We start from the raw sequence: 25,574 nt of genomic DNA on the forward strand, positions 1-25,574 counted from the left end.
CATACTTAATGATAGCCTTCGTCACCTACACGAACTTTGTCTCTAAATACCCAATAAGAAACAATGGTGTAAGCAATAATAATTGGAATCAGAATAAGTGCACCGACCAAAGCAAACATCTGGCTTGAATGCGGTGCTGCGGCTTGCCAGATTGTGACTGATGGCGGAATAATATATGGCCATAAACTAATCACAAAACCAGTAAATGCAAGGAAAACGAGCGCTAATGTATATGCAAATGGTTTAAGGTCATGATCCTGTTTTTTACATGCCGATAAAATCAGACCAACAAACAATAAGACCAAAATCGGTACTGGGCTAAAATAGAACAGGTTTGGTAAAGAGAACCAGCGATCTGCAATTTCAGGATGAGTCAACGGTGTATATAAACTCACGCCACCAAAAATAATGAGCAGTGCAATGATCAGCTTTGGCATAAGCTCATACATACGTTGCTGCAAACCTTTTTCGGTTTTTAAAATCAGCCATCCACAGCCTAAAGTGGCATACATGGCAACTACGCCAATACCTGTAAAGATGGTAAACGGGGAAAGCCAATCAAAAGACCCACCAGCAAAAATACCATTTTCGGTTTTGATTCCTTGAATATAAGCACCCAAAATAATCCCTTGAAGGAAGCTCGTTAAAACTGAACCCCAAATGAAAGCCAAGTCCCAAAGGTGTTTGGTTCGATGAGCTTTAAAACGGAATTCAAAAGCAACTCCACGGAAAATCAAGGCAATGACCATGAAAATGATAGGCAGGTAGAGTGCTGATAAAACTGTTGAATAAACCAGCGGGAAGGCTGCATACAGACCAGCACCACCGAGAACCATCCAAGTTTCGTTACCATCCCAAACAGGAGCGACGGTATTCATCATGACGTCACGTTCTTGGCTGTTCTTAATGAAAGGGAACATAATTCCGATTCCTAAGTCAAAACCATCCATGACCACGTAAATTAAAACACCTAAACCAATAATACCGACCCATATTAAAGAAAGATCAATCATGATGTTTCTCCCCAGATTTTTGATTATCGTCAATGTTTTCATCGACAGCACTGAGTGGACGCATTGGTGTTTTAAAGTGTCCAACGCCACCAGTTTCAATATTTGGTGTATCGATAAATACAGGGCCTTTATTAATGAGTTTTAAGGTGTAGTAAATACCGCTACCAAAAACGATGGTATAGACCACCACAAAAATAAAGAGACTAAGTCCAACCTGATCTGCCGAAACGGTATGTGAAAGCCCGTCTTTAGTGCGCATAATCCCGTATACAACCCACGGTTGACGGCCTACTTCGGTAGTAATCCAGCCAGCCAGCATTGCCACATAACCCGCAGGCCCCATCACTACAGCAAATTTATGAAACCATGATGTTTCATAGAGTTTTCCACGCTTACGTAACCAAAGCGCAATTAAAGACAGAGTGACCATGAGCACACCAAGACCCACCATCACACGGAAGCTCCAGAAAACGATGGTTGAATTTGGACGGTCTTCAGGTGCGAAATCTTTTAATCCTGTCACTTGGCCATCTAAGCTATGCGTTAAAATTAAACTACCCAAATAAGGAACACCCACTTCGAAGTGGTTACGTTCTTCTTTCATATCTGGAATTGCAAAAAGCAATAATGGCATTGGCTCATTGTGATTGGTTTCCCAGTGTCCTTCCATTGCCGCAAGTTTGGCTGGTTGATGTTCACGGGTGTTTAAACCATGGTTATCACCAATTACTACTTGTAAACATGAAGTCACAAGCACCATCCAGAGACCCATCGAGAACGATTTTTTCACCAATTCATCACGACGGCCTTTTACTAAATGCCATGCAGATGTTCCGACGACCAATAATGATGAAACTAAGAAGGCGGCAGCACCCATGTGGGCAAAGCGGTAAGGGAAGGATGGGTTAAAGACAATTGCAAACCAGTCTTTTGGCACAATAATGCCATTTTCGATGGCAAAGCCTTGAGGTGTCTGCATCCAACTATTCGAAGATAGAATCCAGAACATGGAAATACATGTTCCGATGGCAACCATAAGTGTTGCGAAGAAATGGGCTCGAGGACCAACACGTCCCCAACCAAATAACATAATGCCTAAGAAACCTGCTTCTAAGAAGAAGGCACTCAAGACTTCATAGGTAAGTAAAGGACCAGTAATACTTCCGGCAACGCGTGAAAATTCACTCCAGTTCGTACCGAACTGGTAACTCATGACCACGCCCGAGACCACACCCATACCAAATGCAACGGCAAAGATCTTAATCCAGTATTTAAATAGATCTTTATAAATCGGGTTTTGGGTTCTTAACCATTTCCATTCTAACACTGCTAAAAAGCACGCAAGACCGATGGAAGTGGCCGGAAAAATAATATGGAAGGATACTGTAAAAGCAAATTGTATTCGCGCTAATTCTAGAGCGGTTAGACCGAGACTCATAAACTTTCCCCCTGTGAACTAGCTGATGATGATTGAATGAGTTAAATACTTATTTTCAGGCAACAAAGTATTTTGGCGATTAAACTTACTTCTGTGATAGATCTTCTTAGCAAGTAAAATGCCAACAGGGTTAAACAATATAATTGCTTGATATTCCAAGAGAATAGACTGATTTATTGTTCTCAATCTGTTAACAAAGTTTATGCTTGATGTTGCATTTGTAAAAAAGCATGTTGCATTGAAACATTGATGAAATATCTGGCGATATGCAATAGATCGTCTCATGAAAACTACCTACCTTAAGAAGTTTCCTTAATCATGCACTTACTATTTTTGTATATGTAGATACAGAAATTTTTTATAAAACTATAACAGTCTGGAGCAGTCATGAGGTGTGCTATAGTTTTTTTTCAATTATCTGTAGCTATGTATCCATTCTTCAAAAGTCCAAAATAAATGAACAAGATTTACGAATGGCCAAAATCACTCTCCAAAATACAGCGAATGCGACTTTGGGTAATAAGCGCAGAATAGTTTCTTCTCTTTTATTCCTTTGTTGTTTTGCGTGAGGTCTGGTTGTTACGTAGGTTATTAAAGACCTGATTTAAGTGTAGCTCTTCTAAAATAGCTTGGATGTTAAAAAATGTTTATTACTTCTCAACTCAATGTCCTGCATAAAATTATTAAAAATCAGCCTATTCCTGTATCTATATTGGCTCAGTTAGAGCAGACCTATGTTAATTTTGAAGCTACCTTATTAAGAGCGAAAGTACTCAGAGACTTTTCTAAATCTGAAACTGTATATTTAATCCAATCTCATATTGAGCCACAGCAAAGTAGTGTGGCTTATCTATTTTCACCATTTATTTTTGCCAACTTAAACAAGGCTGCTATTTATACAACACCTGCGACAACGCCTGTGCTTTCTATTCTGAATAAATATTACCAAGCTGAAAAAAAAGCACTATTCAAAGTAGATGATGTTTTAGACAGCTTAAAAATTTATATAGATTTGGAACTTACAGAGCTTAATGAAGTTGAGTTTATTTATTTAAGCCTAATCAAGGCACTGTGCCGAAGTGATCTCTCTACCGTTTTTTTAATTACGAGTTTAGATGTAGATGTCGAGCATTTAGAAGCACTGGAGCAATTTTTAAAGGTCAAAATTTATTGGATTAAAACCACAAAAGATGATGACTTAAAAAACCTAAATGGCTTAGAAATGCGGAAATTATTATTCAAAAATAAAGATGAGACTTATATCAAATTATGCGCGAAATTCGCTCAAATGAACGCAGCGCTGGTTGGTTTATGCGACACCTTTACTGCTGGTCAAATGACGCATCTAATTGATGATATGTTTTATTCAGAGCATATTTTTGAAAAATTATCTGTCTATTCAGAATATATACAAACCTTATTGCAAAGCCAGCAGAGCGTTCGGCAAAAAGAGGCGTCTTAGTCTTTGAGATACGAGCTTTTTATCTTTGTGTTTGGGTTCTTATATAAAGAATGAATACAGTTATAAAAAAATAATCGTTTTCATGTGAAATAAATATTTTATGGTAAAAGCAAAGCAATATTGGTTTTACTTACATGACAAATTTAAATTTTGAGCATCATCTCGGTTCACTAACGCATGCAGCACTTAGTCAGGCCACAATTATTTCTCGGGTGTGGGGGGAAGGGCCGTCATCACGTTATGATGAATTGGCAAAAAATTTCAGACCAACTTTTGCCCGCATTAAAGAAGGGGCTTTAATCCGTGAGCAACAGCATATTTTGCCCTATGAACAACTTCAATGGCTCAAAGATGTTGGTTTTACAAGGTTAAGACTTCCTAAAGCTCATGGTGGCTTTGATGCAACCATCCCTGAACTATTTGCATTGCTCATTGAACTTGCCGAGGCCGATTCAAACTTACCGCAAGCTTTGCGTGTGCATTTTGGTTTCACTGAAGATGTCTTGGTAAGTAAAGACAAAGCGTTTCAACAGCGTTGGCTTAGCCGAATTGCTAATGGGGAAACAGTCGGTAGTGCATGGTCTGAAGGCGGGAAAGAGTCAATTGATCAGTTCGAAACTCATTTGTATCGAGACAGTGAAGGAAAAATTCGCGTTAAAGGGAAAAAATATTACACCACAGGGAGTCTATATGCAGACTGGGTGGACGTTGGTGTAACAGATTTAAAGGGTGAGTCTGGCTCGGTCGTTGTTCGCCGTGAAGATGAAGGTGTCGAAATTGTTGATGACTGGAATGGTTTTGGTCAGCAACTCACCGCAAGCGGTACAGCATATTTCCATGACGTATTGGTCGATGAAACCGAAATTTTACCTGACGATGACCGTTTTAAATATTCGGCTGCTTACTATCAACTGGTCCAATTGGCAATCATTACAGGGCTAGGACGTGCTGCAACCTATGATGTTTCTCAAGCTGTGGCGAAACGTACCCGAAACTACACGCATGCAAATGCTCAATTTGTAAAACAGGATCCGCAAATTTTACAAGTAGTGGGACAAATTCGTGGTGCAGCTTACAGTGCAGGAGCGATTGTTGAAAAAGTTGCACAAAGCTTACAGCGTGCTTACTTAGCTGCATTTCAAAATAATGAGCAGCTTGAAGAAGAGCAAAATGCACTTGCCGAACTTGAAAGTGCGCAGTCTCAAACGGTAATTACCGATCTAATTTTAAATGCTTCTACGATTTTATTTGACGCTTTAGGTGCTTCTGCAACGGACAAAGATTTAGGCCTAGATCGATACTGGCGTAACGTACGAACTTTATCTTCACATAATCCCAGAGTATTTAAAAATCGAATTGTCGGTGATTTTAGTGTAAACGGCACATTACCACCTTATCAATGGCGTATTGGTGAAGTAGCTAAACAATAATTGATAATCATAGATATTAAGCTGCTATTTTTAGTGGCTTAATATTATTTTGATTGTTTAAATTAAATTATAAAAACCTATTAGAATAAAATCATATTTTGTTTGGGGTATATATTATAAAGAAAACATAAAAATTGCTTTAGTATAAAAATTAAATAAAATGCTGGCGAATATTTTATGACTAAGAAAATTAGTTTTAATGCTTTTGAAATGAATTGTATTGCCCACCAATCTCCTGGATTATGGCGACATCCTCAAGATCGATCTGTTGAATATAAAGATTTAGAATATTGGACAGATTTAGCACAAATTCTTGAGCGTGGTTTTTTTGACGGTATTTTTATTGCAGATGTGCTCGGTATTTATGACGTTTATCATCAAAGTGCTGAATATGCCTTAACAGGTGCAGTACAAGTTCCAGTCAATGATCCGCTACAGATTGTGCCTGCTATGGCAGCAGTCACAAAGCACTTGGGTTTTGGTGTCACAACTTCTATTTCCTTTGAACATCCGTATCCTTTTGCTAGACGTATTAGTACGCTAGACCATTTAACCAAAGGGCGAGTTGGATGGAATATCGTGACGTCTTATTTGGAAAGCGGTTCGAAAAACTTGGGCCTAAAAACTCAGGTCAACCATGACAATCGTTATGATATTGCCGATGAATATTTAGAAGTCCTGTACAAACTTTGGGAAGGTTCTTGGGAAGAGGGTTCGGTACTTCGTGACCGTGAAAACGGTATCTTTGCTGACCATAAAAAAGTGCATCCAATTCAGCACGAGGGTAAATACTTTACTGTACCCGGCATCCACATTTGTGAACCATCACCGCAACGAACACCTGTACTTTATCAAGCGGGGGCATCTTCACGTGGCCAGAAGTTTGCGAGTCAAAATGCCGAGTGCGTATTCATTGCAGCGCCGTCTAAAATTGCCACTAAAAAAGTGGTACAGGGCATTCGCCAGAAATTGGCTCAAGAAGGCCGTGACCCGTACTCTGTTAAAATTTATGCACTTTTATCGATTGTCACTGATGAAACCGATGCAAAAGCTCAGGCTAAGTTTAAAGAATATCAAAGCTATGGAAGCTATGATGGTGCTTTAACCTTGCTGTCTGGCTGGTCAGGTGTAGATTTTTCACAATACCAGCCAACGGATAAAGTTGAATATATTCAAACCAATGCCATTCAATCTTTATTAGATTCTTATGTAAATGCGGACCCAGAACGTGTTTGGACCATTGAAGAAATTGCAAACTGGAACAGCTTAGGTGGGAATGGACCTGTGTTAGTGGGTTCGGCAGAAACCGTTTCGGATGCTTTACAGCAATGGGTCGAAGATACGGATATTGATGGCTTTAACCTTGCCTATATTTTGGCGCATCAAACCTTTGCCGATGTAGTTGAGTTTATTGTGCCAGAGTTGCAAAAACGTGGGGTATATCAAACCTCATATGCACAAGGAACATTAAGAGAAAAACTATTTGGTGCTGGGCCATATTTGCCTGAAAATCACCGAGGTGCAAAATATCGTAATCTAAAAGAGTTAAAACTTGCTGAGGCAAGTTAATATTTTGGAAAACCTTTAAATAAATAGCTGGTTAAATGCCAGCTTTTATTTTGTCTTTTTATATCCATTTTACTGCTGAGTTAATAATGAAAAGATAATTCTATAATTTAGATTAAAACATCAGATTAATTTGTTTTTGTATTATGTGAATAATCATTATTTTGTTCCTGTTATTAAAATTCAGGAATTATTAAGTGAGCACACAAGAACTCGATCATAACCATCGTTATGAAATTAAATCTCCCGATGATGTTTCACAATTAATTTCCAAATTTGCAGGGAAGGGTAAATCGAATAAAGTTATTTGGTTGGCACTGATTGGGGTGTTTATTGATGCCTACGATTTAACAACGCTGTCCTTTGGTATTGAGCAAGTTATCTCAGAGTTTTCTTTAAGCCCTGTGATGACTGGTGTGGTGGCTTCAGCAATTGTCTGCGGAACCATTGTTGGTAACCTGATTGGTGGTTGGCTGACAGATAAAATTGGCCGTTATCGGGTCTTTATGGCGGACATGGTGCTCTTTGTCATTGCGGCAATTGTCGCAGGCTTTGCACCGAATGTATGGGTTTTGATTTTAGCCAGATTTATTATGGGAATTAGTGTTGGTATTGATTTGCCTGTGGCAATGTCATACTTATCTGAGTTTTCCAAGTTTAATGGAAGTAGCAACAAGGCAGCGCGTTTAGCTGCATGGTGCCCAATGTGGTATGCCGCTTCTTCGGTCTGTTTTGGTCTAGTTCTGGCGCTTTATTTTCTTTTACCCCCTGAGCATAGCAATTGGTTATGGCGAGCATCTTTAATTTTCGGAGCAGTGCCAGCGTTACTCATTATTTTTATTCGCGGTAAATATTTAACTGAATCACCAATCTGGCTTGCAAACCAAGGCGATTTAAAGGGGGCAGCTAAAGTTCTACAAGAATCCTATGCAATTAATGCAGTTGCTACAGTTGAAAAAGTAGAAACAACTGCTGAAAAGAAAAAGCGCGAGGGTTTTGCAGTTTTATTTAATAAAACCTATTTGCCAAGAACTATTGTGGCCATTGTGATTCACATTTCGGTGGCATTTCAGTACACGACCATTGCCTTCTTTTTACCTTCTATTTTAACGCGTTTCTTTCATACCGATGTCTTGACGACCATTACCACCACGCTTGGACTTAATTTACTATTTGCATTTACGGGCGGGTTGTTAGGCGTATTTGTTGCTAGTAGATTTAAATCTCGGCATGTGTTGCTTACAGGCTTTTTACTCCAGTTTATAGCCCTCATTGCCTTAGCATTAATTGGTGAACCCGGTAATAGCTTTTTACTCTATACTGCAATTGGCATGCTAGGTTTGTGGCTTTTTGCCGAAGGCTTTGGGCCTGGGGCACAAATGATGGTTTATCCAACCATGGCTTATCCAGCTTCGATTCGTGGCGTTGGAGTTGGCTTTAACCGTGCAGTAACGGGTGTTGCTCAAGCAATTGCTTTGTTTGTTTTACCGATCTGGATGGCGGGATATAAAACCGATGTTTACCTGATTATTTCTATCTTTGCGTTTATTCCTTTAATTGTGATTGGGCTACTGATTAAGTTTGAGCCTACCGCTCAAGATGTCGATGTGATTGATGAAGATAAAGCAGAACTTCCTCTCAATAATTCACCAGTAATCGACTAGAGTAAAAATAGATATCTAAATAAAAACAAAGGCCAACATCTGTTGGCCTTTGTTTTAAGAATTAGAAGTAATAAGCAAAAATTACAAATGCTTTTTTATTCCATTTATCATTGGTTCCACCAGCCGCAAGGCCTTCACTGTCTCCTAGATATGGATCGTGTTTACCAATGAGTAACTCGGCTTGTACTGTCAATTTTTGATAGTTAAAGGCAATGCCGGGAATAAAACGGGTGGAGTCTTTAAAGCCATCTTGCTCTTTTCGATAAGAACTATAGTTTAAGTACGGGCGAACAGAGGTAATTGGGCCAAACTGCTGAGGAAATAAATAGCTGAGTTCGGCTGAGTAAATCTGACCTTTGGTTGCAGAGTTGAATGAATAATCGAAACCGCCCAAAGTCAGATGATCTTTATATTCATTGTCGGCATTATCAATGTCTTGATAACCAGCCAAAAGCTGTAAATTCCATTGGTTATAATTGGTATTGCTAAAAACTGAATAGACTTGGCGATCGCCATCTTGCCCTGAACGTTTATTTTCAATGGTGGAATACCATGCAGAGGCGCCCAGTTGGGTAGAGAAATTTTCTTGGCCTAATACATTCTTAAAGGTATGAGCACCACGAACAACAATGGAGTTCTTTTCTTTGGTATTGGTGCCTTCTGGTACTGAGTCATCTGCATTGACAGGGTTGATACTAAATCGACTCGAGTCTTTGCTTTTACCTCTATAGGTGCCACCATCGGTAGGATAAAAGGCGAGTTGTGCTTCATTGATGCCATCATTGAAATCATATTTCACCCCAAGGTTGTGTACATCTTCCCAACCAGCACTATTGGCAATGCCTAAATAATAAGTATTTCCCCAAAAGCGACCCAAGCCAAAAGGAACGGGGTTTAAGCCAGCAATAATTTTACTGTTGTCATTAATTTTATAACCCATCCATGCATCGGTGAGCCAATTGGCATCGCCTAAATGCCCGTAATATTCATAAATCCGATAATCTAAGCGGCCAATCCATTTCGAGGAGTTGTAATCTAGCCATAATACGGCGTCATTAAAAGAAAATTTACTGGTAGAGGGTTCAGAGTCAAAATCATAAACATATTTAGCTCGAACAGTACCACTTACTTTAAGTTGACCTTCTTCAGCATTACCAAAGGTGAGAGCCGCATGACTTGAAAGGCTAAATGTAATTAAAGACGTTGTAATTAATGTTTTTTTCAAAATTTGAGAATGTTTAAACAAAAGAATTTTTCTCCTCTTAAAAATAAAAATTAAATTTGCGTCATGTATAAACCAGAAAAAGATTTGCCCAAATCTCAATATTTGCAGAGGTTTTAAGATAAAAAGATAATAAAATCTGAACTTTATATAAAAGAATGAAAATTAATTAGATGCAAAACTCTGGATGCAATAAGCAAAAATAAAAATGATCAAATATGAGAGGATAAAATACTTAGAGGCCGTCTGTCAGGCTTGCCTAATCATATGATTTGTGAATATGGTTTTTAATTATTGATATATAAGTATTTTAATTTTTATTTTAATCTGTAAGTTTACTTGGAAATTGCTTTTTACCAAAAGATAAAAACTTATAAGGAAAAGTTATTTATAAAAATTAGATAAGCAACTCATATTTTTTTATTTTTCATTATAAAGCCAGCTGCATACCATGAGCTTATATTATTGAAAGATCATGAAATTATGAGCACAAAGACCAAACCGTTGATTATCACGGCAATTGTGGTTGTAGCAATTGTTGCATTTATCGTATGGCAAAATAAAAAAGACAATAATACAAGTGTTTCAGTTCGTGACAACAAACCTGTCGTGATTGCTTATCAAACTGGGGTTGACCCAAGCAAAGTTGCACAGGCTAACGGAGATTATGAAAAACATAGTCAACGTAACATTCAATGGAAAAAATTTGATGCGGGTTCAGATGTTGTCAATGCTCTGGCTTCAGGTGATGTCGTACTTGGTAATATTGGTTCAAGCCCACTTGCTGCTGCGGCAAGCCGTGATTTACCGATTGAAGTATTCTTAATTACTTCAAAACTTGGTGGGTCTGAAGCATTAGTGGTAAGTAATAAATCAGGCATAAAAAGCCCTCAAGATTTAATTGGCAAAACCATTGCTGTACCGTTTGTTTCAACTACGCATTACAGCCTTTTGTCGGCACTTAAACATTGGAACATTCCAGAAGACAAAGTAAAAATTATTAACTTGCGTCCACCTGAAATTTCAGCTGCTTGGGAACGTGGTGATATTGATGCTGCCTATGTTTGGGAACCTACTTTAAGTAAAGCTAAAGCATCTGGTACGGTTTTAACCGACTCAAAACAAGTGGGTGAATGGGGCGCTCCAACTTATGACTTATGGGTTGTACGTAAAGATTTTGCAGAGAAAAATCCTGACTTTTTAAAAGCTTTTGTGAAAACCACACTTGAGCAACTCGAAAAATATAACCAAGACCCAGCTGCTTACGTTAAAGATAGCGATAACGTGCAAAAAATTGCGCAGCTCACAGGTTCTGATGCAAAAGATATCCCGCTTTTATTAAGTGGAAATATTTACCTTGACCACACTCAGCAAAAACAAACGTTAGATGGTGAATTTGCGCAAAATATTTTTGATACAGCGAAGTTCCTAAAAGGTCAGGGCAAGGTTGATCAACTTAAAGCCGATTATAAAGGCAATGTGAATTCTTCATTTTTGCAGCCTTAAGGAGTTGTCATGAGTGTACTAGAAGCCAAACATATTCATCTGACTTTTCCTAAACAGCAAAAGCCAGTTTTACAAGACATTAACCTAACGATTGAAGAAGGTTCTTTAACCGTCATTTTGGGCGAGTCAGGTTGTGGCAAAACAACTTTGCTTAATATCTTGGCGGGGTTTCAAAAGCCGAGTTCAGGTGATGTGCTTGTAAATCATGAAGTGGTAAATGGACCAGATGTAACCCGCGCTGTCGTGTTTCAGGATCATGCACTCCTTCCTTGGTTAAATGTTGCAGATAATGTTGGCTTCGCTTTGCAGTTAAAAGGTTTAAAACGCGCAGATATTGAAGCACAAGTGAACGCAATTTTAAAAATTGTGGGATTAAGTCACGTTGAAAAAGCCAATATTTGGGAACTTTCTGGCGGTATGAAACAACGTGTTGGTATTGCCAGAGCTTTGATCAGTCACGCGCCGTTTATTTTATTAGATGAACCTTTTGCCGCATTAGATGCTTTTACGCGTGAAAACATGCAGCAGTTAGTGCTCGATTTATGGATTCAACAAAATAAAAGCTTCTTTTTGATTACTCATGACATTGAAGAAGCATTATTGCTCAGTAATCAGTTAGTACTGATGACAGCGCATCCGGGCAAAATTGTAGAAACTCTACATCTCGATTTTGCTAATCGATATCGTCAGGGCGAGTCTATTCGCTCGATTAAATCGGATCCTCAATTTATTCAGCTCAGAGAGCAGTTATTTGAAAGTTTAAGGGCGCAAAAACAAAGCGGTAAGGAGGCGTTAACCATATGAGTACTAAAGATAACGTCTATGAATATGACAAAGCAGGGCTAAAACTTAAGCCAGATGTGCAAACAGAAAATGCTTCATTCCTATCGTCATTTTTTGAAAAGCATCGTACTTTGGCAGTTAGCATAATTAGTGTGGGAAGTGTGGTTGCACTCTGGTTCCTCATTACTGCTTTGCATGTCGTACCTGAACTGTTTTTACCAAGCCCACAGGCAGTCTGGCAAAAATTTATATCGGTCAGCCAAGAAGGCTTTATGAAGGCGACTTTGTGGCAACATTTGGCAGCCAGTATCTCACGTGTATTTTTAGCTTTGATTGCTGCCGTGGTGATTGGTGTACCACTGGGTTTATGGATGGGCCTGAACAAATGGGTTCGCGCTGTTCTAGATCCTTTAGTTGAATTATTACGTCCAATTCCACCGTTAGCTTATTTACCTTTACTCGTAATTTGGTTCGGTATTGGCGAAACCACAAAAGTACTTTTGATTTTCTTCTCGATTTTGGCGCCTGTCATTATTAGTAGTGCGCATGGTGTGTTAAGCCATCAGCTGAATCGTGAACGTGCGGCATTGTCGCTAGGAGCAAGTCAGACACAAGTATTTTGGCATGTCATTTTACCAACAGCTTTACCTCATATTATTACCGGTATTCGTATTGGTCTTGGGGTGGGTTGGTCAACATTAGTTGCAGCAGAGTTGGTTGCAGCGGACCGTGGTATTGGTTTTATGGTGCAATCGGCAGCACAGTTCTTAATTACCGATACGGTGATTCTGGGCATTATTGTGATTGCGATTGTCGCAGTTAGTTTTGAGCTGTTTTTACGTTGGTTACAAAAACAGTTTTCTCCTTGGTATGGTCAGCAGTTGTAGTAAAGAAGATGAATACAGTAGTAGCAAACTTAAATATAGAAGTGATCAAGCCTACCATTGGCGCAATTATTCACGATATTGATTTGAATGCGTTAAATGAAAAGACAACGCAACAAATCCAGCAGGCTTTGCTTGATCATCAGGTTATTTTTTTTCGAAAGCAGCAATTGGCACCGCAAGCACAAGCAGACTTGGCACGTAGTTTTGGCAGCTTACATGTGCACCCGATTTATCCTTCAATTGAAGATGTACCTGAAGTGATGGTACTCGATAGCTGGAAACAAGATTTGCGTGACAATGAACTTTGGCACACAGATGTGACTTTTAGTAAACCCCCGCCTTTAGGTTGTGTGTTGCAAGCCATTAAAATTCCACCTGTAGGTGGAGATACATTATGGTCGAGCAACACAGCAGCTTTTAAAGGGCTTCCGCTCGAACTACAGCAAAAACTACGTGGCTTAACCGCAACACACGATATTCGTAAGTCTTTTCCGCTTGAACGTTTTGCTCATAACGAAGAAGAACGTGAAAAGCTTTTGCAAACCTTTAAGCGTAACCCGCCAGTGGTTCATCCAGTGGTGCGTACCCATCCGGTCACAGGCGAGCCTTTGTTGTTTGTAAGCGAGGGCTTTACCACACACATTAATGAGTTACCCGAACAAGAAAGTGAGCAATTACTTAATTTCTTGTTTGAACATGCGACCCAAGAGCAATTTCATTTACGCTGGAAATGGCAAGACGGTGACGTCGCGATTTGGGATAACCGTTGCACACAACATAAAGCATTATTTGATTATGGCGACGCCCATCGAATTATGCACCGCGCAACTATTAATGGCGATGTGCCATTTTATAAAGAAGAACAACAGCCAGAGTTAGTAGAGGCTTAATTCCTTTAATTATTCTTTGTTTCAATTCCAACTCTGAGTTTTGAGCTGGAATTGAAACAGTAACTCTTTAGTGCATTCCAAACCCTGACAATATGCCAGTGTAATTTTTCACGGGAGGTGAGGCCCAATCGCCAACTTTGCTGGTTTTTAAATTTAACTGAACTAGCATTTCAGCTTGTTTAACGGCTGCTGCAACGCCGTCAATAACGATTACGCCTAACTCGTTTTGTAGCTTTAGACACAAATCACTCATACCTGCACAGCCCAAAACAATTGCATCGCTTTTATCTTCAGCGAGTGCTTTTTTGCACTCATCTCGTATGGTTCGATAAGCATCTGAGTTAGGAAGCTCCAACTCTTCAACTGCGATATCACATGCCCGAACATTTTTGCAAAAGGGTTGAGCACCATAGCGATGAGCCAGATGCCAGCTCATATTCACTGTGCGTTGTAAGGTTGTCACCACACTAAAACCCGTACTGACATAACTTGCAGTTCGCATAGCTGCTTCGGCAATCCCAATTACAGGTGCTGACGTCATTTCACGGGCGGCATAAAGCGCAGGATCACCAAAACAGGCAATGATATAGGCATCTACACCTACAAATTCACCTTGGCGGATTTCCTCTAGCACACCTACGGCACTTAGGACTTCATCGTAATAACTTTCAATTGTTGCAGGGCCCATTTGAGGACTCACTGCAATAATTTGAGTACCAGAATTCGCGACTATCTTTGCTGATGTAGCAATTTTATTAGTCATGCTTTGAGTAGTATTGGGATTAATAATTTTAATTTTCATTGTACTTTTACCTTAGTCATTGCTGATTTAGCATGGGCAAGCGGTTGGTTAAGGAATCGGTAAATGACAAAACCGAATCCCATACCGATAAACCATGTGAAATTAGCCAGCCCAGACAGTTGTGGTAAAAGTACGCAGAGAATAGGAATTAATGAAGCTGGAATTAAGGCATAAAAGGCAGAGTGGTTATAACCATTTTTGTACCAATACGAACCTTTGGTATCTAAGGTGTATAAATCATCTACCACAATTTTTTGTTTTTTAACGAGGTAAAAATCGGCGAGCAATACACCAAAAAGTGGACCGATAAATGCGCCTAAAATATCAATGGTGTAATGGATCACTTGAGGATTATTAAACAAATTCCATGGGGTAATGAAAATTGAACCAACTGCTGCAATCATTCCACCCATGCGCCAGCTAATTTTGCTCGGTGAAACATTAGAAAAATCAAAGGCAGGTGATACAAAGTTAGCGACAATATTAATTCCGATGGTAGCAATCATTAAGGTCAAGCTGCCTAAAATCACCACAAAAGTATTATCAAGTTTTCCAACCATCTCGACAGGGTCTGTAATGAGCTTGCCGTACACTGGAAGCGTTGCAGCAATACAAACCACAGTAAGTAAAGAAAAGCCTAAGAAATTGATCGGTAGGCCAAGAAAGTTGCCCATTTTAATCGCGTTAAAGCTTTTACCATAACGAGAGAAGTCACCAAAGTTCAGCATCGGCCCTGAAAAATATGAAACTACAAGCGCAATAGCACCAATCATGACAGGTACAACCGCAAAGCCGTCGTATTGAACACCACTCAAGTTTAAATCAATATTTTGCCAGCCAGCTTCCCAGATCAGCCATACTGCCATCGCAAACATCACAACGTAGACAGCTGGGCCTGCCCAGTCAATAAACTTACGAATACTATCCATGCCAGACCAAAAAACAATCGCTTGCAGTAGCCAAAGCAGCATGAAGCCAACCCATCCTAAATAGGAAAGCCCAAGAAAGCCGTAAGTTGAAACATCAGCATAGGCTGACCATTCTGGAAAGAACTTTAAAATGACCAATAAAAAGGCACTTGAGGCCAAATAGGTTTGAATGCCATACCATGCAACAGCGATAAGACCCCGAATAACAGCAGGAATATTTGCACCAAGCACACCGAAAGTGGCACGACAAATAACAGGATAGGGCGTACCTGTTTGTTGGCTAGACTTGGCAATCAGATTTGTAAAAAACTGAACTATGGCAATGCCGATGAGTAAAGATAAAAGTACCTGCCAGCTATTTAGCCCAAGTGCAAAAAGGCTCCCAGCCATGACATAGCCACCGACACTATGAACATCAGACATCCAAAAGGCAAAAATATTATAAGCGCCCCAAGTTTGTTTTTTTAAAGGAGCTAGGTCTTGATTTGTTAGCTTTGCATCATAAGAAGGATTAATTATTGCTTCGGTATTATTCATCTTGAATACTCACTTCCCGTATGTTGGGCGGGCACGTTCTTCAGCAGCTTGAAACTCTGGCTAAAAGAATGAAGTTAAAATTGTGCACAATATGTATTTGGATTGTGCACAATTATATTGAGCAAAAGTTATGCCAAACTTGAGATGTGGTATTGATGAGTGATTTCGCTTGATACGATTTTGGAATATGAAGAGACAGATTTGTAAAATGATAAGTGCTTAATTTTTTTATAAAAAGTAAGTAAAGTTAGGTGTATAAGTGGATATTTAGAAGTCTAATATTGAATTGTTTAGCTCAACATTAGTGTTTTGGGAATGAGAGCAATATTCCAAAATGCTTAAGTTAAACTTACACTACAGTTATTAGATAAAGTTTTAAAAAGAGGAGGCGTTAATAAAAATGGAGAAATCAATGCCATCAAATGCACCAAAAAAAGCCGTAGAAATGAGCAATGATGAAATTGATGACCATATATATAACGCTATTGTAGATGCTATTTTAAATCGACAACTCGTTCCTGGCGCACGTTTGGTAGAAGCACCTTTGTGTGAAGCATTCGGTGTAACGCGAGGAGTGTTAAGACGTGTTTTCGTCAAACTTGCTCATGATAAGGTCATCGAAATTCAGCCCAATCGTGGAGCACTCATTGCAAAACATAGTGTTCATGAAACAAAAGAGGTCTTTGAAGCACGTAGCATGCTTGAAATCGCTACTGTAAAAAAGCTAGCTCAAAAGTCACATAACCTAGATTTTAGTAAGCTTCGAGGTTTAGTAGATCAAGAGTCTCATGAGCGTTTAGCTGGAAATTGGGCTGAGTGGATTAAGCTATCAGGTCAATTTCATTTAAAGTTGATTGAAGCAAATCAAAATACGATTATGACCAGTTATTTGCAGACGCTTATTGCAAGGACTTCATTATTGATTGGGTTATATGAAATCCCAAAACATAATAATTGTTCTGCAGATGAACATCGCGCGATTTTAGATGCGATTGAGCAAGGCGATGAAAAACGAGCAACTCAATTGATGGAAGAACATTTAGAACATTACGCGACGACCTTTATTGAAGAAGACAGCACAGCGTCAGCAGAACAAAATTTATTAAATTTATTTAAAAATAAGAAGATTGAAACCATTTAAACTAACTGAAAATCAAGGGCCAATTTCCTATGGAAAAGGCCCGGATTGGTTATTTTATAGGAACGATTTGACGTGTTAAAAAATCAATAAATAGTTTTACTTTCTTCGATAAAATCTTACGGTTTGGCCATGTGACATATAGGTGAAGCGGCTGACTGGTGTAGTCTTCCAAACATTTCTGTAATTTACCTTCTTTGTAGTAAGGCTCCGCAATAAACTCTGGAAGAAAAACAATGCCGTGGTCTTTCAAACACATATCTAATAATAATTCACCATTATTACAGGTCATCACAGGGAAGCAATTAAAGGACACTTCTTTTTGATCTTTTTGAAAGATCAATTTCTTATGTCGGCTATCCTGATAGTAAATTAGAAACTTGTGTTCTTTAAGTTCTTCTAATGAATTTGGTAATCCATGCTGATTAAAATACTCAGGGGTTGCATATAAATATCGTTGATAGGTATTTAATATTTTACTATTTGCTAAGTTTGGAGGAGAGCCATCTACACGAATGGTTAAATCAAATTTATTATTATTCGTGTCTAATAGTTGATCAGTCATGAATAAATCAATTTTGATGCTCGGATATTTCTCTATAAAGTCCGAAATGATATGTTGAAGAAAAATATTGCTAAAAGACATTGGCGTATTGAGTTTGAGCTCGCCTTCAGGGTACTGCTGATTGTAGCTAATTTCGTATGCAGCCCATTCGAACTCACTTAAAATGACTTTGCTATGTTGATAAAACTTTTCCCCACAAGAGGTGAGGTTCATCTGTCTTGTGGTTCGAGTTAAAAGTGTGGTTCTGAGGTCATTTTCGAGGTAGCAAACACGTTTGGCAACTAAGTCACGAGAAATATCGAGTGCTCTGGCTGCGCTACTAAAATTCCCATGTTCTACAACACTTACAAAAGTGGAAATACAGTCTAATCGATCCATGGATAAGCGAATAATAAAAAATATATATCAATGATTAAACTATAAAAATTAAAAAGCAATCATTGTTTTGATTGTATTCGTACAGAATACAGATTCGAGCTGATTTACTGTCTATGCTTTTACATTTTTATCTGTTTTCATAATAACCAGTAAGCAATTTTAATGCATTACTCATAAGGAATAATGGAGTTTACCCATGAATAAATCACTTTTAGAACAACTATCACCAACCAATTGTCAGGTTATTTTTATTGATCATCAGCCACAAATGGCTTTTGGGGTACAATCAATAGATCGCCAAGTATTAAAGAATAATACTGTAGGGTTAGCAAAAGCAGCTAAAACATTCAATATTCCTGTCACCATTACCACGGTTGAAACTGAAAGCTTCTCTGGTCATACCTATCCAGAACTTTTAGATGTATTTCCAGATGCTCCATTACTAGAACGTACTTCAATGAATTCGTGGGATGACCAAAAAGTACGTGATTCGCTTGCAAAAAATAATCGTAAAAAAGTGATTGTTTCAGGTTTGTGGACTGAAGTGTGCAATAACACCTTTGCTTTTGGTGCGATGCTTGAAGGGGATTATGAAATTTATATGGTTGCAGATGCTTCAGGTGGTACATCGAAAGAGGCACATGACTATGCCATGCAACGTATGATTCAGGCAGGTGTTGTTCCGGTAACTTGGCAACAAGTATTACTAGAATGGCAGCGTGATTGGGCACACCGTGATACGTATGATGCAGTTATGGCGATTGTCCGTGAACACTCTGGTGCTTACGGTATGGGTGTGGATTATGCTTATACGATGGTGCATAAGGCACCTGAGCGTACAACATCAAAACATGAAGTACTTGCACCAGTTCCTGCAAAATAAAACACTACTGATTTAGGTAAAGGCATGTCTAGTATTCAATATTTAAGTGATATTAATACAGATATGCCTTTATTTTTTAGAACGATAATTCACAAGAATGGAGTTCAGAATGACCGAAATAAACCTCATACTCATAAACGGTAAAATCACAACATTAGACCCCAAAAGTCCAGAAGTACAAGCAATTGCGATTGCAGATGGTAAAGTGTTACGCACGGGTACAAATGATGAGGTAATGAAACTCGCAACTCCAACAAGTAAAGTTGTAGATTTAAATGGCCGTCGCGTTATACCGGGTCTAAATGACAGTCATCTGCATATTATTCGGGGTGGCCTAAATTACAATATGGAGTTGCGCTGGGAAGGTGTGCCATCCGTTGCAGATGCATTACGCTTACTCAAAGAACAAGCCGATAATACTCCAGCCCCACAATGGGTTCGCGTAGTAGGCGGTTGGACGGAATTCCAGTTTGCCGAAAAGCGTTTACCGACTTTAGAAGAAATTAATAAAGCTGCACCAGATACTCCCGTATTCGTTTTACATCTATATGCCAGTGCTTTGTTGAACCGAGCTGCACTTGATGTATTAGGCTTTAACAAAGATACACCTGACCCACCTGGCGGCAAGATTGTACGAAATGAAAAAGGTGAGCCAACAGGTCTCTTGCTCGCTACGCCATCGGCTATGATTTTGTATTCGACCTTAGGGAAAGCACCGAAATTGCCAGTTGAAGATCAAGTCAATTCAACTCGACATTTCATGCGTGAATTGAACCGGTTGGGTATTACTTCAGCAATTGATGCGGGTGGTGGCGGTCAAAACTATCCTGAAGATTATGATGTGATTAAGCAATTGCACGATCAAAATCAAATGACGGTGCGAATCGCTTACAACCTATTTGCTCAAAAGGCAGGCCAAGAGCTTGATGATTATCGCCGTTGGACAGAAATGACATTTCCGGGTGATGGTGATGAGCTATTTAGAATGAATGGAGCAGGTGAGAACCTGACTTGGTCAGCGGGTGACTTTGAAGATTTCTATGAACCACGTCCAGATTTACCAGAAAAAATGGAAGGTGAACTAGAAGCTATTGTAGAGCACTTGGCTGAAAAGAAATGGCCATTCCGTATTCATGCAACCTATGATGAAAGTATTAATCGTTTGCTCAATGTATTTGAGAAAGTAAATTCAAAACAGCCTTTTGCAACTCGATTTATTATTGACCATGCCGAAACTGTATCTGAGCGTAATATTGAACGTATAGGTGCGTTGGGTGGTGGTATCGCCATTCAACACCGTATGGCCTACCAAGGTGAGATTTTCGTAAAACGCTATGGTGCCGAGGCTGCTCAGGCAACGCCACCAGTTAAGAAAATGTTAGAACTTGGTGTTCCTGTTGGTGCGGGCACAGATGCGACTCGTGTTGCTTCTTATAACCCTTGGGTGTGTTTGTATTGGCTAAGTACGGGTAAAACAGTCGGCGGTTTACCTCTCTATGATGAAAAAAATCTATTAGACCGTCAAACAGCACTTAAACTTTGGACTAAAGGTTCAGCTTGGTTCTCAGGTGAAAAAGATATTAAGGGTTCACTCACAGCAGGGGAACTCGCCGACTTAGTTGTGTTGTCAGATGACTACTTCAAAGTTGAAGCAGAAGATATCCAGTGGATTGAGTCTGTACTCACTGTTTTAGGCGGCAAAGTGGTGTACGCAGGGGCAGAGTTTAAGCAAGACGATCCGCCATTACCGCCAGCATCTCCAACATGGTCGCCGGTAAAACGCTTCGGTGGTCAGTGGCGGTTATCCGAAAATCGTAATGCACCTTCGAATCAATCATTACAGTCACAAAGTGCATTGTGTGAATGTGCTAGCAGTTGTGGCATGCATGGGCATAGCCATGCTTGGATACTTGATGTTCCTGTAAATGATAAGGATAAAAAATCTTTCTGGGGCGCACTTGGGTGCTCGTGTTTTGCATTTTAAATAAAACAGTATGGGAACCTGCTGATTAAATGGCTTGATTCTCTAAGGTATGTACGATGAAAATGTACTTGTTATCTTTGGCTGTAGGGTTGCTTGTTGGTGTCTTATATTATGTTTTAAATGTTAAGTCACCAGCTCCACCTCTTGTTGCATTAGTCGGTTTATTAGGCATGGTAATAGGAGAGCAACTGCTTCCTTTTATTAAATCCTATTTTTAATCCGTTTCATTCAGAAAAAGCTAAATGGTGCCATGCCATTTAGCTTTTTATATTAATAAATATCTTCAATTACTTTATACGGCGGCCTTGTTCATCAATGATTACTTCGCCATCTTCTTTTGCAAAATAGCTTAAGTTTTGTGAATCTAAAATGTCCAGTACAATCTCAGAAGGTCGGCAAAGTCGCGTGCCTTTTGGTGTAACAACAAATGGGCGATTAATTAAAATTGGATATTGCAACATAAAATCAATTAACTGTTCGTCGGTCCAATGGTTTTGTTCTAACTCTAAATCTTTATAGGGATCAACATTTTTACGAATTGCTTCACGTACAGTTAAGCCTGAATCCTTAATGAGTTGAATTAATTCATCTTTACTAGGTGGAGTTTGCAAATATTCAATAACGATAGGCTCAAACCCAGCATGACGAATAAGCGCCAAGGTATTGCGTGATGTGCCACAAGCAGGGTTATGGTAAATCTTTACTAGCTCGGTCATGGTAAATTTATTGTCAAATTAAGATATTGCATTTATATATGGATATCCGTATATTTGCAATAACGAATATACTCTGTTGAAGATATGATCAACCAAGTCGATTTCTTTAAATGTCTATCTGACCAAACTCGGTTAAATATTCTTAAATTAGTTCTAAATAAACAAAATATTTGTGTTTGTGAGCTAACAGAACAGCTTGAGTTGAGCCAACCAAAAATCTCCAGACACTTGGCCTTATTAAGAACTCATGGCGTATTACTGGATGAAAGAAAAGGCCAGTGGGTCTATTACAGCTTAAATCCTGATTTACCTATTTGGGCTTTAGATATTTTAAAAGTGATTGGAAATGATGAGAATGAGACAAGAGTAAAACAACAGCATCAGCCTTTCATCACGATAACATGCTGTGATTAATCTTCCTAGATTTCTGTCTTAAAAATTCGGATTTTTTTAGCATAAATGCATTAGTCATTTGTGTGTATTGAGCAAAATTAATCAATTCTTTCTTCGAGTAGAACATGACCAAACAAGGGCTTTCCTTTTTAGATCGAAACCTGACGCTATGGATTTTTATTGCGATGGCTTTAGGCTTAGCCATTGGAGTTTTCTTTCCTCAGGCATCTGGGTCTTTAAATAAATTAAGTGTAGATAACGTTAATATTCCGATCGCAATCGGCTTAATTTTGATGATGTATCCACCTTTAGCAAAGGTTGATTATGCTGCGTTACCTGAAGTATTTAAAGATAAGAAAACCTTAACTTTATCGTTGGTACAGAACTGGATTATTGCTCCAGTTTTAATGTTCATTCTTGCGATTGTTTTTCTGCATAGTTATCCAGAGTATATGACTGGTCTTATTTTAATTGGCTTGGCACGTTGTATCGCAATGGTTTTGGTTTGGAATGGTCTTGCTTGTGGTGATAACCAATACGTTGCAGCTTTGGTTGCCTTTAACAGTATTTTCCAAATTTTGTTCTTTAGTACCTACGCATGGCTTTTCTTAACTTTCTTACCTCCATATTTTGGTGTGGCAGGGCAAGTCATTGATGTAAATTTTTGGACTATTACACACGCGGTTTTGGTGTATTTAGGTATTCCATTCTTAATGGGGTTCTTGACGCGTTTGATTTTAGTCAAGTCGAAAGGGTTGGAATGGTATCAAACTAAATTTTTACCAAAAATCAGCCCAATTAGTTTAATTGCTTTACTTTTTACCATCGTGGCGATGTTTAGCCTAAAAGGTGGTGATGTAGTGAGCTTACCTTTAGATGTATTACGTATTGCGATTCCACTCACGATTTACTTTGTGGTGATGTTCTTTATTAGCTTCTTTATGAGTAAACGTATGGGGAATAATTACCCGCGTACAGCGGCAATTTCATTTACCGCGGCAGGTAACAATTTTGAGTTAGCTTTAGCGGTTGCCATTGCAACATTTGGTTTGGCATCACCTGTGGCATTTACCACAGTGATTGGACCATTGGTTGAAGTACCCGTTTTAATTTCACTCGTCACCGTTTCGCTTTGGTTAAAGAAAAAGTATTACTCTTAAAAACGTAGCAAAATTTAAACTATTTTTTGTTAAAAATGACTTTAAAAAAGTGCCTTTATATAGGCACTTTTTATTGTTTAGCTTTTACATTCAGGCCATTGTGGGCAAAAGTTTTTGTAATAGTTCAATAAAGTTTGAAACTTTGGCAGAACTCTCATTTTCCCGAGTAATCAGGTAAAGAGGCGCATTTAGTTTCATTGAATCATCAAACTCGCGATATACAATTTCATGTTCCCAAAAATTATGCATTGAGGCCGGCACAATTGTTATACCAATTCCAGCAGCGACTAAATTTAATGTAGCGGTAGGTCGAGGCGCTTCTTGAATAATGCGTGGACTAAAACCTGCTTGGTAGCAACTATATAAAATATTGTCATATAAACCTTGTCCTGAAGAACGACGGTATAAGACAAAATTTTCATTTGATAAGTCATTTGAACTAATTTTTTCTTTTTGTGTAAGTGGATGGCCTATAGGCAATGCCACCATCATTGGCTCATCTAATATATGGTGATGTTTTAACCCAATATCACGGCTGATCGGTGCTCTTAAAAAAGCAATATCAAGTTTCTCGGAGATTAATCGATCTAATTGTTTTTGGCTGCCTGCTTCTTCAAGTTTAGTTTGTACGTTTGGATATATTTCTCGATATGAGCGCAATACTAGTGAAATAAGCGGATGCAAACCTGCGGAACTTGTAAAACCAATATTGAGTTGTCCAGTTTTACCTTGGCTAACATCTTGGACTAATTTTGGAATATGGCGCGCATGTTCTAATAAAAGTTGTGCTTCTTTAAATAAGGCTAAACCAGCCTCAGTTGGTTCAATTCCTCGAGGCTGGCGAATAATTAATTGTGTACCAAGTTCTTCTTCGAGTTTTTTAAGTAAACGCGTTAGAGGCGGCTGTTGAATAAACAATCGGTTTGCGGCATGCGTAATATTCCTTTCTTCAATTACCACAACAAAGGCATGGAGCTTATGTAAATCGAGCATAGGAATACCTTTATGGTATGGTTAATGAAAATAAAAGCATTTGTAGATATATCACAAAAGTATCATTCTATCTTGGTCAGATAAAGTGAAAAGTAACGAAAATGAACCATGTTGAGATTGCTGTGCAGAAGGAGAGTGTCCCGACCTGCACAGAGTTATTTTTAGGTTTTTTAACATTAGGTTTAATTGGGTTCGGTGGCGTGCTGCCTTTAGCCCGTAAAGTTATTGTAGAGCAGAGACAGTGGCTAAGCCCTGAAAAATTCACTGAGTTACTTGGTCTGTGTCAATTTTTACCAGGCGGCAATATTATTAATTTATCGGTTGCGATTGGCATGGAGTTTCGCGGTGTTCGTGGGGCAGTGAGCTCACTCATTGGTCTGATCCTTGCACCTACGATAATTGTTGTACTTTTACATTATGTCTATGAGCAGTTTCAAGATAATTTAATGGTTAAGCATCTTTTCGAAGGTTTAGCAGCAGCAGCAGCAGGACTTCTGGTTGCAACAGGTTTGAAAATGCTTAAGCCATTATTACGTAATCCATTAGCGATTTGCGTAGTTGTTGCTGCAATTATAAGTATTGCTTTTCTAAAAATCTCTTTACTAGTGACGATGCTGATTTTGTTGGCATTTTATTCAGCTATCATTTGGAGACGTGTGTAATGGGTGCAGTTCTACTTACTTTAGCGATCATTTTTACTCAATTGTCTCTTATTGCATTTGGTGGCGGGAATACAATTTTGCCTGAGATGCAACGCCAAGTAGTTGATATTCATCACTGGATGACGGCACAAGAATTCAGTGCATTGTTCGCCATGGCCCAAGCTGCACCCGGTCCGAACATGATGATTGTACCGTTGGTGGGATGGCATGTAGCAGGGTTGTCAGGTCTACTTGTAACGTCTACCGCTAAATTTTTACCTTCATCTCTTATTACTGTATTTGTGATGAGAGGCTGGTCAAAATTTAAAGATAAAAAATGGAGACGTGTTTTACAGCTTGCTTTACAACCCGTCACTGTGGGAACTGTACTTGCTAGTGCTTGGATTATTTCTGAGGCAGCGGCAATAAATATGTTACTCATTATTATGGTAGTCATTGCAACTTTATTATCTTTAATTAAAAAGATTCATCCTTTACATGTCTTGATTGCTGGTGCTGTATTTGGTGTGGTCTTACTCTAGTTTAACCAGTTTGCCGACCTGCGCTGGATGAGTTCAGGTTGGCTTTTTTTGA

Annotated in this window: 24 protein-coding genes; 16 read left to right on the forward strand and 8 right to left on the reverse strand. The window is 38.8% G+C overall.

Annotation, left to right across the window (positions count from 1 at the left end; translation table 11 throughout):
• Positions 1–5 precede the first annotated feature (5 nt).
• Both cydB and J580_RS05970 read right to left on the reverse strand, forming a co-directional pair.
• A complete protein-coding gene (gene cydB, locus J580_RS05965) occupies positions 6–1,013 on the reverse strand; it encodes a cytochrome d ubiquinol oxidase subunit II (protein WP_005076463.1) in 1,008 nt (335 codons plus the stop codon).
• Positions 1,006–2,451, reverse strand: a complete 1,446-nt coding sequence (locus J580_RS05970; RefSeq protein WP_005076460.1) for a cytochrome ubiquinol oxidase subunit I — start codon at positions 2,449–2,451, stop codon at positions 1,006–1,008. The genes cydB and J580_RS05970 overlap by 8 nt, the downstream gene beginning before the upstream one ends.
• A gap of 643 nt (positions 2,452–3,094) precedes the next feature.
• On the opposite strand from J580_RS05970, the gene J580_RS05975 reads away from it, so the two are divergent.
• The 4 genes from J580_RS05975 to J580_RS05990 all read left to right on the forward strand — a co-directional run bounded on the left by J580_RS05975 (position 3,095) and on the right by J580_RS05990 (position 8,573).
• Positions 3,095–3,913 carry a hypothetical protein gene (locus tag J580_RS05975; protein ID WP_032003438.1) on the forward strand — a complete coding sequence of 273 codons (819 nt, stop codon included), beginning with the start codon at positions 3,095–3,097 and terminating at the stop codon, positions 3,911–3,913.
• A gap of 134 nt (positions 3,914–4,047) precedes the next feature.
• On the forward strand, positions 4,048–5,343 hold the full coding sequence (locus tag J580_RS05980) for an acyl-CoA dehydrogenase family protein (protein ID WP_032003439.1): 1,296 nt from the start codon (positions 4,048–4,050) through the stop codon (positions 5,341–5,343).
• Positions 5,344–5,520: 177 nt separating this feature from the next.
• Entirely contained in the window at positions 5,521–6,912 is a 1,392-nt protein-coding gene (locus J580_RS05985) for an LLM class flavin-dependent oxidoreductase (RefSeq protein ID WP_032003440.1), read from the forward strand.
• Positions 6,913–7,106: 194 nt separating this feature from the next.
• Positions 7,107–8,573, forward strand: coding sequence for an MFS transporter (locus J580_RS05990; protein ID WP_032003441.1), 1,467 nt, complete (start codon positions 7,107–7,109; stop codon positions 8,571–8,573).
• A 61-nt stretch (positions 8,574–8,634) separates the two neighbouring features.
• Here J580_RS05990 and J580_RS05995 read toward each other — a convergent pair whose 3' ends face one another.
• Positions 8,635–9,819 carry a hypothetical protein gene (locus J580_RS05995; RefSeq protein ID WP_032003442.1) on the reverse strand — a complete coding sequence of 395 codons (1,185 nt, stop codon included), beginning with the start codon at positions 9,817–9,819 and terminating at the stop codon, positions 8,635–8,637.
• Between the two features lie 441 nt (positions 9,820–10,260).
• Here J580_RS05995 and tauA point away from each other — a divergent pair, with 441 nt between their 5' ends.
• From tauA to tauD, 4 genes are read left to right on the forward strand one after another with little or no spacing between them, the layout of a single operon-like run.
• A complete protein-coding gene (gene tauA / locus J580_RS06000; RefSeq protein ID WP_081403545.1) occupies positions 10,261–11,301 on the forward strand; it encodes a taurine ABC transporter substrate-binding protein in 1,041 nt (346 codons plus the stop codon).
• A 9-nt stretch (positions 11,302–11,310) separates the two neighbouring features.
• Positions 11,311–12,105 (forward strand): taurine ABC transporter ATP-binding protein, encoded by a 795-nt coding sequence (locus J580_RS06005; RefSeq protein ID WP_032003445.1) that lies wholly within the window; start codon positions 11,311–11,313, stop codon positions 12,103–12,105.
• Positions 12,102–12,971 (forward strand): taurine ABC transporter permease TauC, encoded by an 870-nt coding sequence (tauC, locus tag J580_RS06010; RefSeq protein ID WP_032003446.1) that lies wholly within the window; start codon positions 12,102–12,104, stop codon positions 12,969–12,971. The genes J580_RS06005 and tauC overlap by 4 nt, the downstream gene beginning before the upstream one ends.
• Positions 12,972–12,979: 8 nt before the next feature.
• Entirely contained in the window at positions 12,980–13,861 is an 882-nt protein-coding gene (tauD, locus tag J580_RS06015) for a taurine dioxygenase (RefSeq protein WP_032003447.1), read from the forward strand.
• A 67-nt stretch (positions 13,862–13,928) separates the two neighbouring features.
• On the opposite strand, the gene J580_RS06020 is transcribed toward tauD, so the two are convergent.
• Together J580_RS06020 and J580_RS06025 are read right to left on the reverse strand one after the other, a co-directional pair.
• Positions 13,929–14,663, reverse strand: coding sequence for an aspartate/glutamate racemase family protein (locus J580_RS06020; protein ID WP_032003448.1), 735 nt, complete (start codon positions 14,661–14,663; stop codon positions 13,929–13,931).
• Positions 14,660–16,129 carry an NCS1 family nucleobase:cation symporter-1 gene (locus J580_RS06025; RefSeq protein WP_032003449.1) on the reverse strand — a complete coding sequence of 490 codons (1,470 nt, stop codon included), beginning with the start codon at positions 16,127–16,129 and terminating at the stop codon, positions 14,660–14,662. The genes J580_RS06020 and J580_RS06025 overlap by 4 nt, the downstream gene beginning before the upstream one ends.
• A 400-nt stretch (positions 16,130–16,529) precedes the next feature.
• Here J580_RS06025 and J580_RS06030 point away from each other — a divergent pair, with 400 nt between their 5' ends.
• Complete coding sequence (locus tag J580_RS06030; RefSeq protein WP_068791269.1) at positions 16,530–17,270, forward strand: GntR family transcriptional regulator; 741 nt, start codon at positions 16,530–16,532, stop codon at positions 17,268–17,270.
• A gap of 49 nt (positions 17,271–17,319) precedes the next feature.
• On the opposite strand, the gene J580_RS06035 is transcribed toward J580_RS06030, so the two are convergent.
• Positions 17,320–18,210, reverse strand: coding sequence for a LysR family transcriptional regulator (locus J580_RS06035; RefSeq protein WP_032003451.1), 891 nt, complete (start codon positions 18,208–18,210; stop codon positions 17,320–17,322).
• Positions 18,211–18,406: 196 nt separating this feature from the next.
• Here J580_RS06035 and J580_RS06040 point away from each other — a divergent pair, with 196 nt between their 5' ends.
• The 3 genes from J580_RS06040 to J580_RS22900 all read left to right on the forward strand — a co-directional run bounded on the left by J580_RS06040 (position 18,407) and on the right by J580_RS22900 (position 21,295).
• Positions 18,407–19,093 (forward strand): hydrolase, encoded by a 687-nt coding sequence (locus J580_RS06040; RefSeq protein ID WP_001043290.1) that lies wholly within the window; start codon positions 18,407–18,409, stop codon positions 19,091–19,093.
• 109 nt (positions 19,094–19,202) lie between these two features.
• Positions 19,203–21,077 carry an amidohydrolase gene (locus tag J580_RS06045; protein WP_032003453.1) on the forward strand — a complete coding sequence of 625 codons (1,875 nt, stop codon included), beginning with the start codon at positions 19,203–19,205 and terminating at the stop codon, positions 21,075–21,077.
• 56 nt (positions 21,078–21,133) lie between these two features.
• A complete protein-coding gene (locus tag J580_RS22900) occupies positions 21,134–21,295 on the forward strand; it encodes a DUF1427 family protein (protein ID WP_000784879.1) in 162 nt (53 codons plus the stop codon).
• Positions 21,296–21,364: 69 nt separating this feature from the next.
• Here the strand turns inward: J580_RS22900 and arsC are convergent, their stop codons facing one another.
• Positions 21,365–21,793 carry an arsenate reductase (glutaredoxin) gene (gene arsC, locus J580_RS06055; RefSeq protein WP_017481620.1) on the reverse strand — a complete coding sequence of 143 codons (429 nt, stop codon included), beginning with the start codon at positions 21,791–21,793 and terminating at the stop codon, positions 21,365–21,367.
• A gap of 84 nt (positions 21,794–21,877) precedes the next feature.
• Here arsC and J580_RS06060 point away from each other — a divergent pair, with 84 nt between their 5' ends.
• Together J580_RS06060 and arsB are read left to right on the forward strand one after the other, a co-directional pair.
• Positions 21,878–22,207 (forward strand): ArsR/SmtB family transcription factor, encoded by a 330-nt coding sequence (locus J580_RS06060; RefSeq protein WP_032003454.1) that lies wholly within the window; start codon positions 21,878–21,880, stop codon positions 22,205–22,207.
• Positions 22,208–22,311: 104 nt separating this feature from the next.
• Positions 22,312–23,346, forward strand: coding sequence for an ACR3 family arsenite efflux transporter (gene arsB / locus J580_RS06065; RefSeq protein ID WP_032003455.1), 1,035 nt, complete (start codon positions 22,312–22,314; stop codon positions 23,344–23,346).
• Between the two features lie 90 nt (positions 23,347–23,436).
• On the opposite strand, the gene J580_RS06070 is transcribed toward arsB, so the two are convergent.
• Positions 23,437–24,339: a LysR family transcriptional regulator gene (locus J580_RS06070; RefSeq protein ID WP_032003456.1), complete on the reverse strand. Its 903-nt coding sequence runs from the start codon at positions 24,337–24,339 to the stop codon at positions 23,437–23,439.
• Positions 24,340–24,440: 101 nt separating this feature from the next.
• On the opposite strand from J580_RS06070, the gene J580_RS06075 reads away from it, so the two are divergent.
• On the forward strand, positions 24,441–25,001 hold the full coding sequence (locus J580_RS06075) for a chromate transporter (RefSeq protein WP_001017026.1): 561 nt from the start codon (positions 24,441–24,443) through the stop codon (positions 24,999–25,001).
• Entirely contained in the window at positions 25,001–25,522 is a 522-nt protein-coding gene (locus J580_RS06080; protein ID WP_032003457.1) for a chromate transporter, read from the forward strand. The genes J580_RS06075 and J580_RS06080 overlap by 1 nt, the downstream gene beginning before the upstream one ends.
• The last annotated feature ends 52 nt before the right edge of the window (positions 25,523–25,574 follow it).

Origin of the sequence: Acinetobacter sp. 1542444 (assembly GCF_000581835.1) — a bacterium.
GTDB classification, from domain to species: domain Bacteria; phylum Pseudomonadota; class Gammaproteobacteria; order Pseudomonadales; family Moraxellaceae; genus Acinetobacter; species Acinetobacter pittii.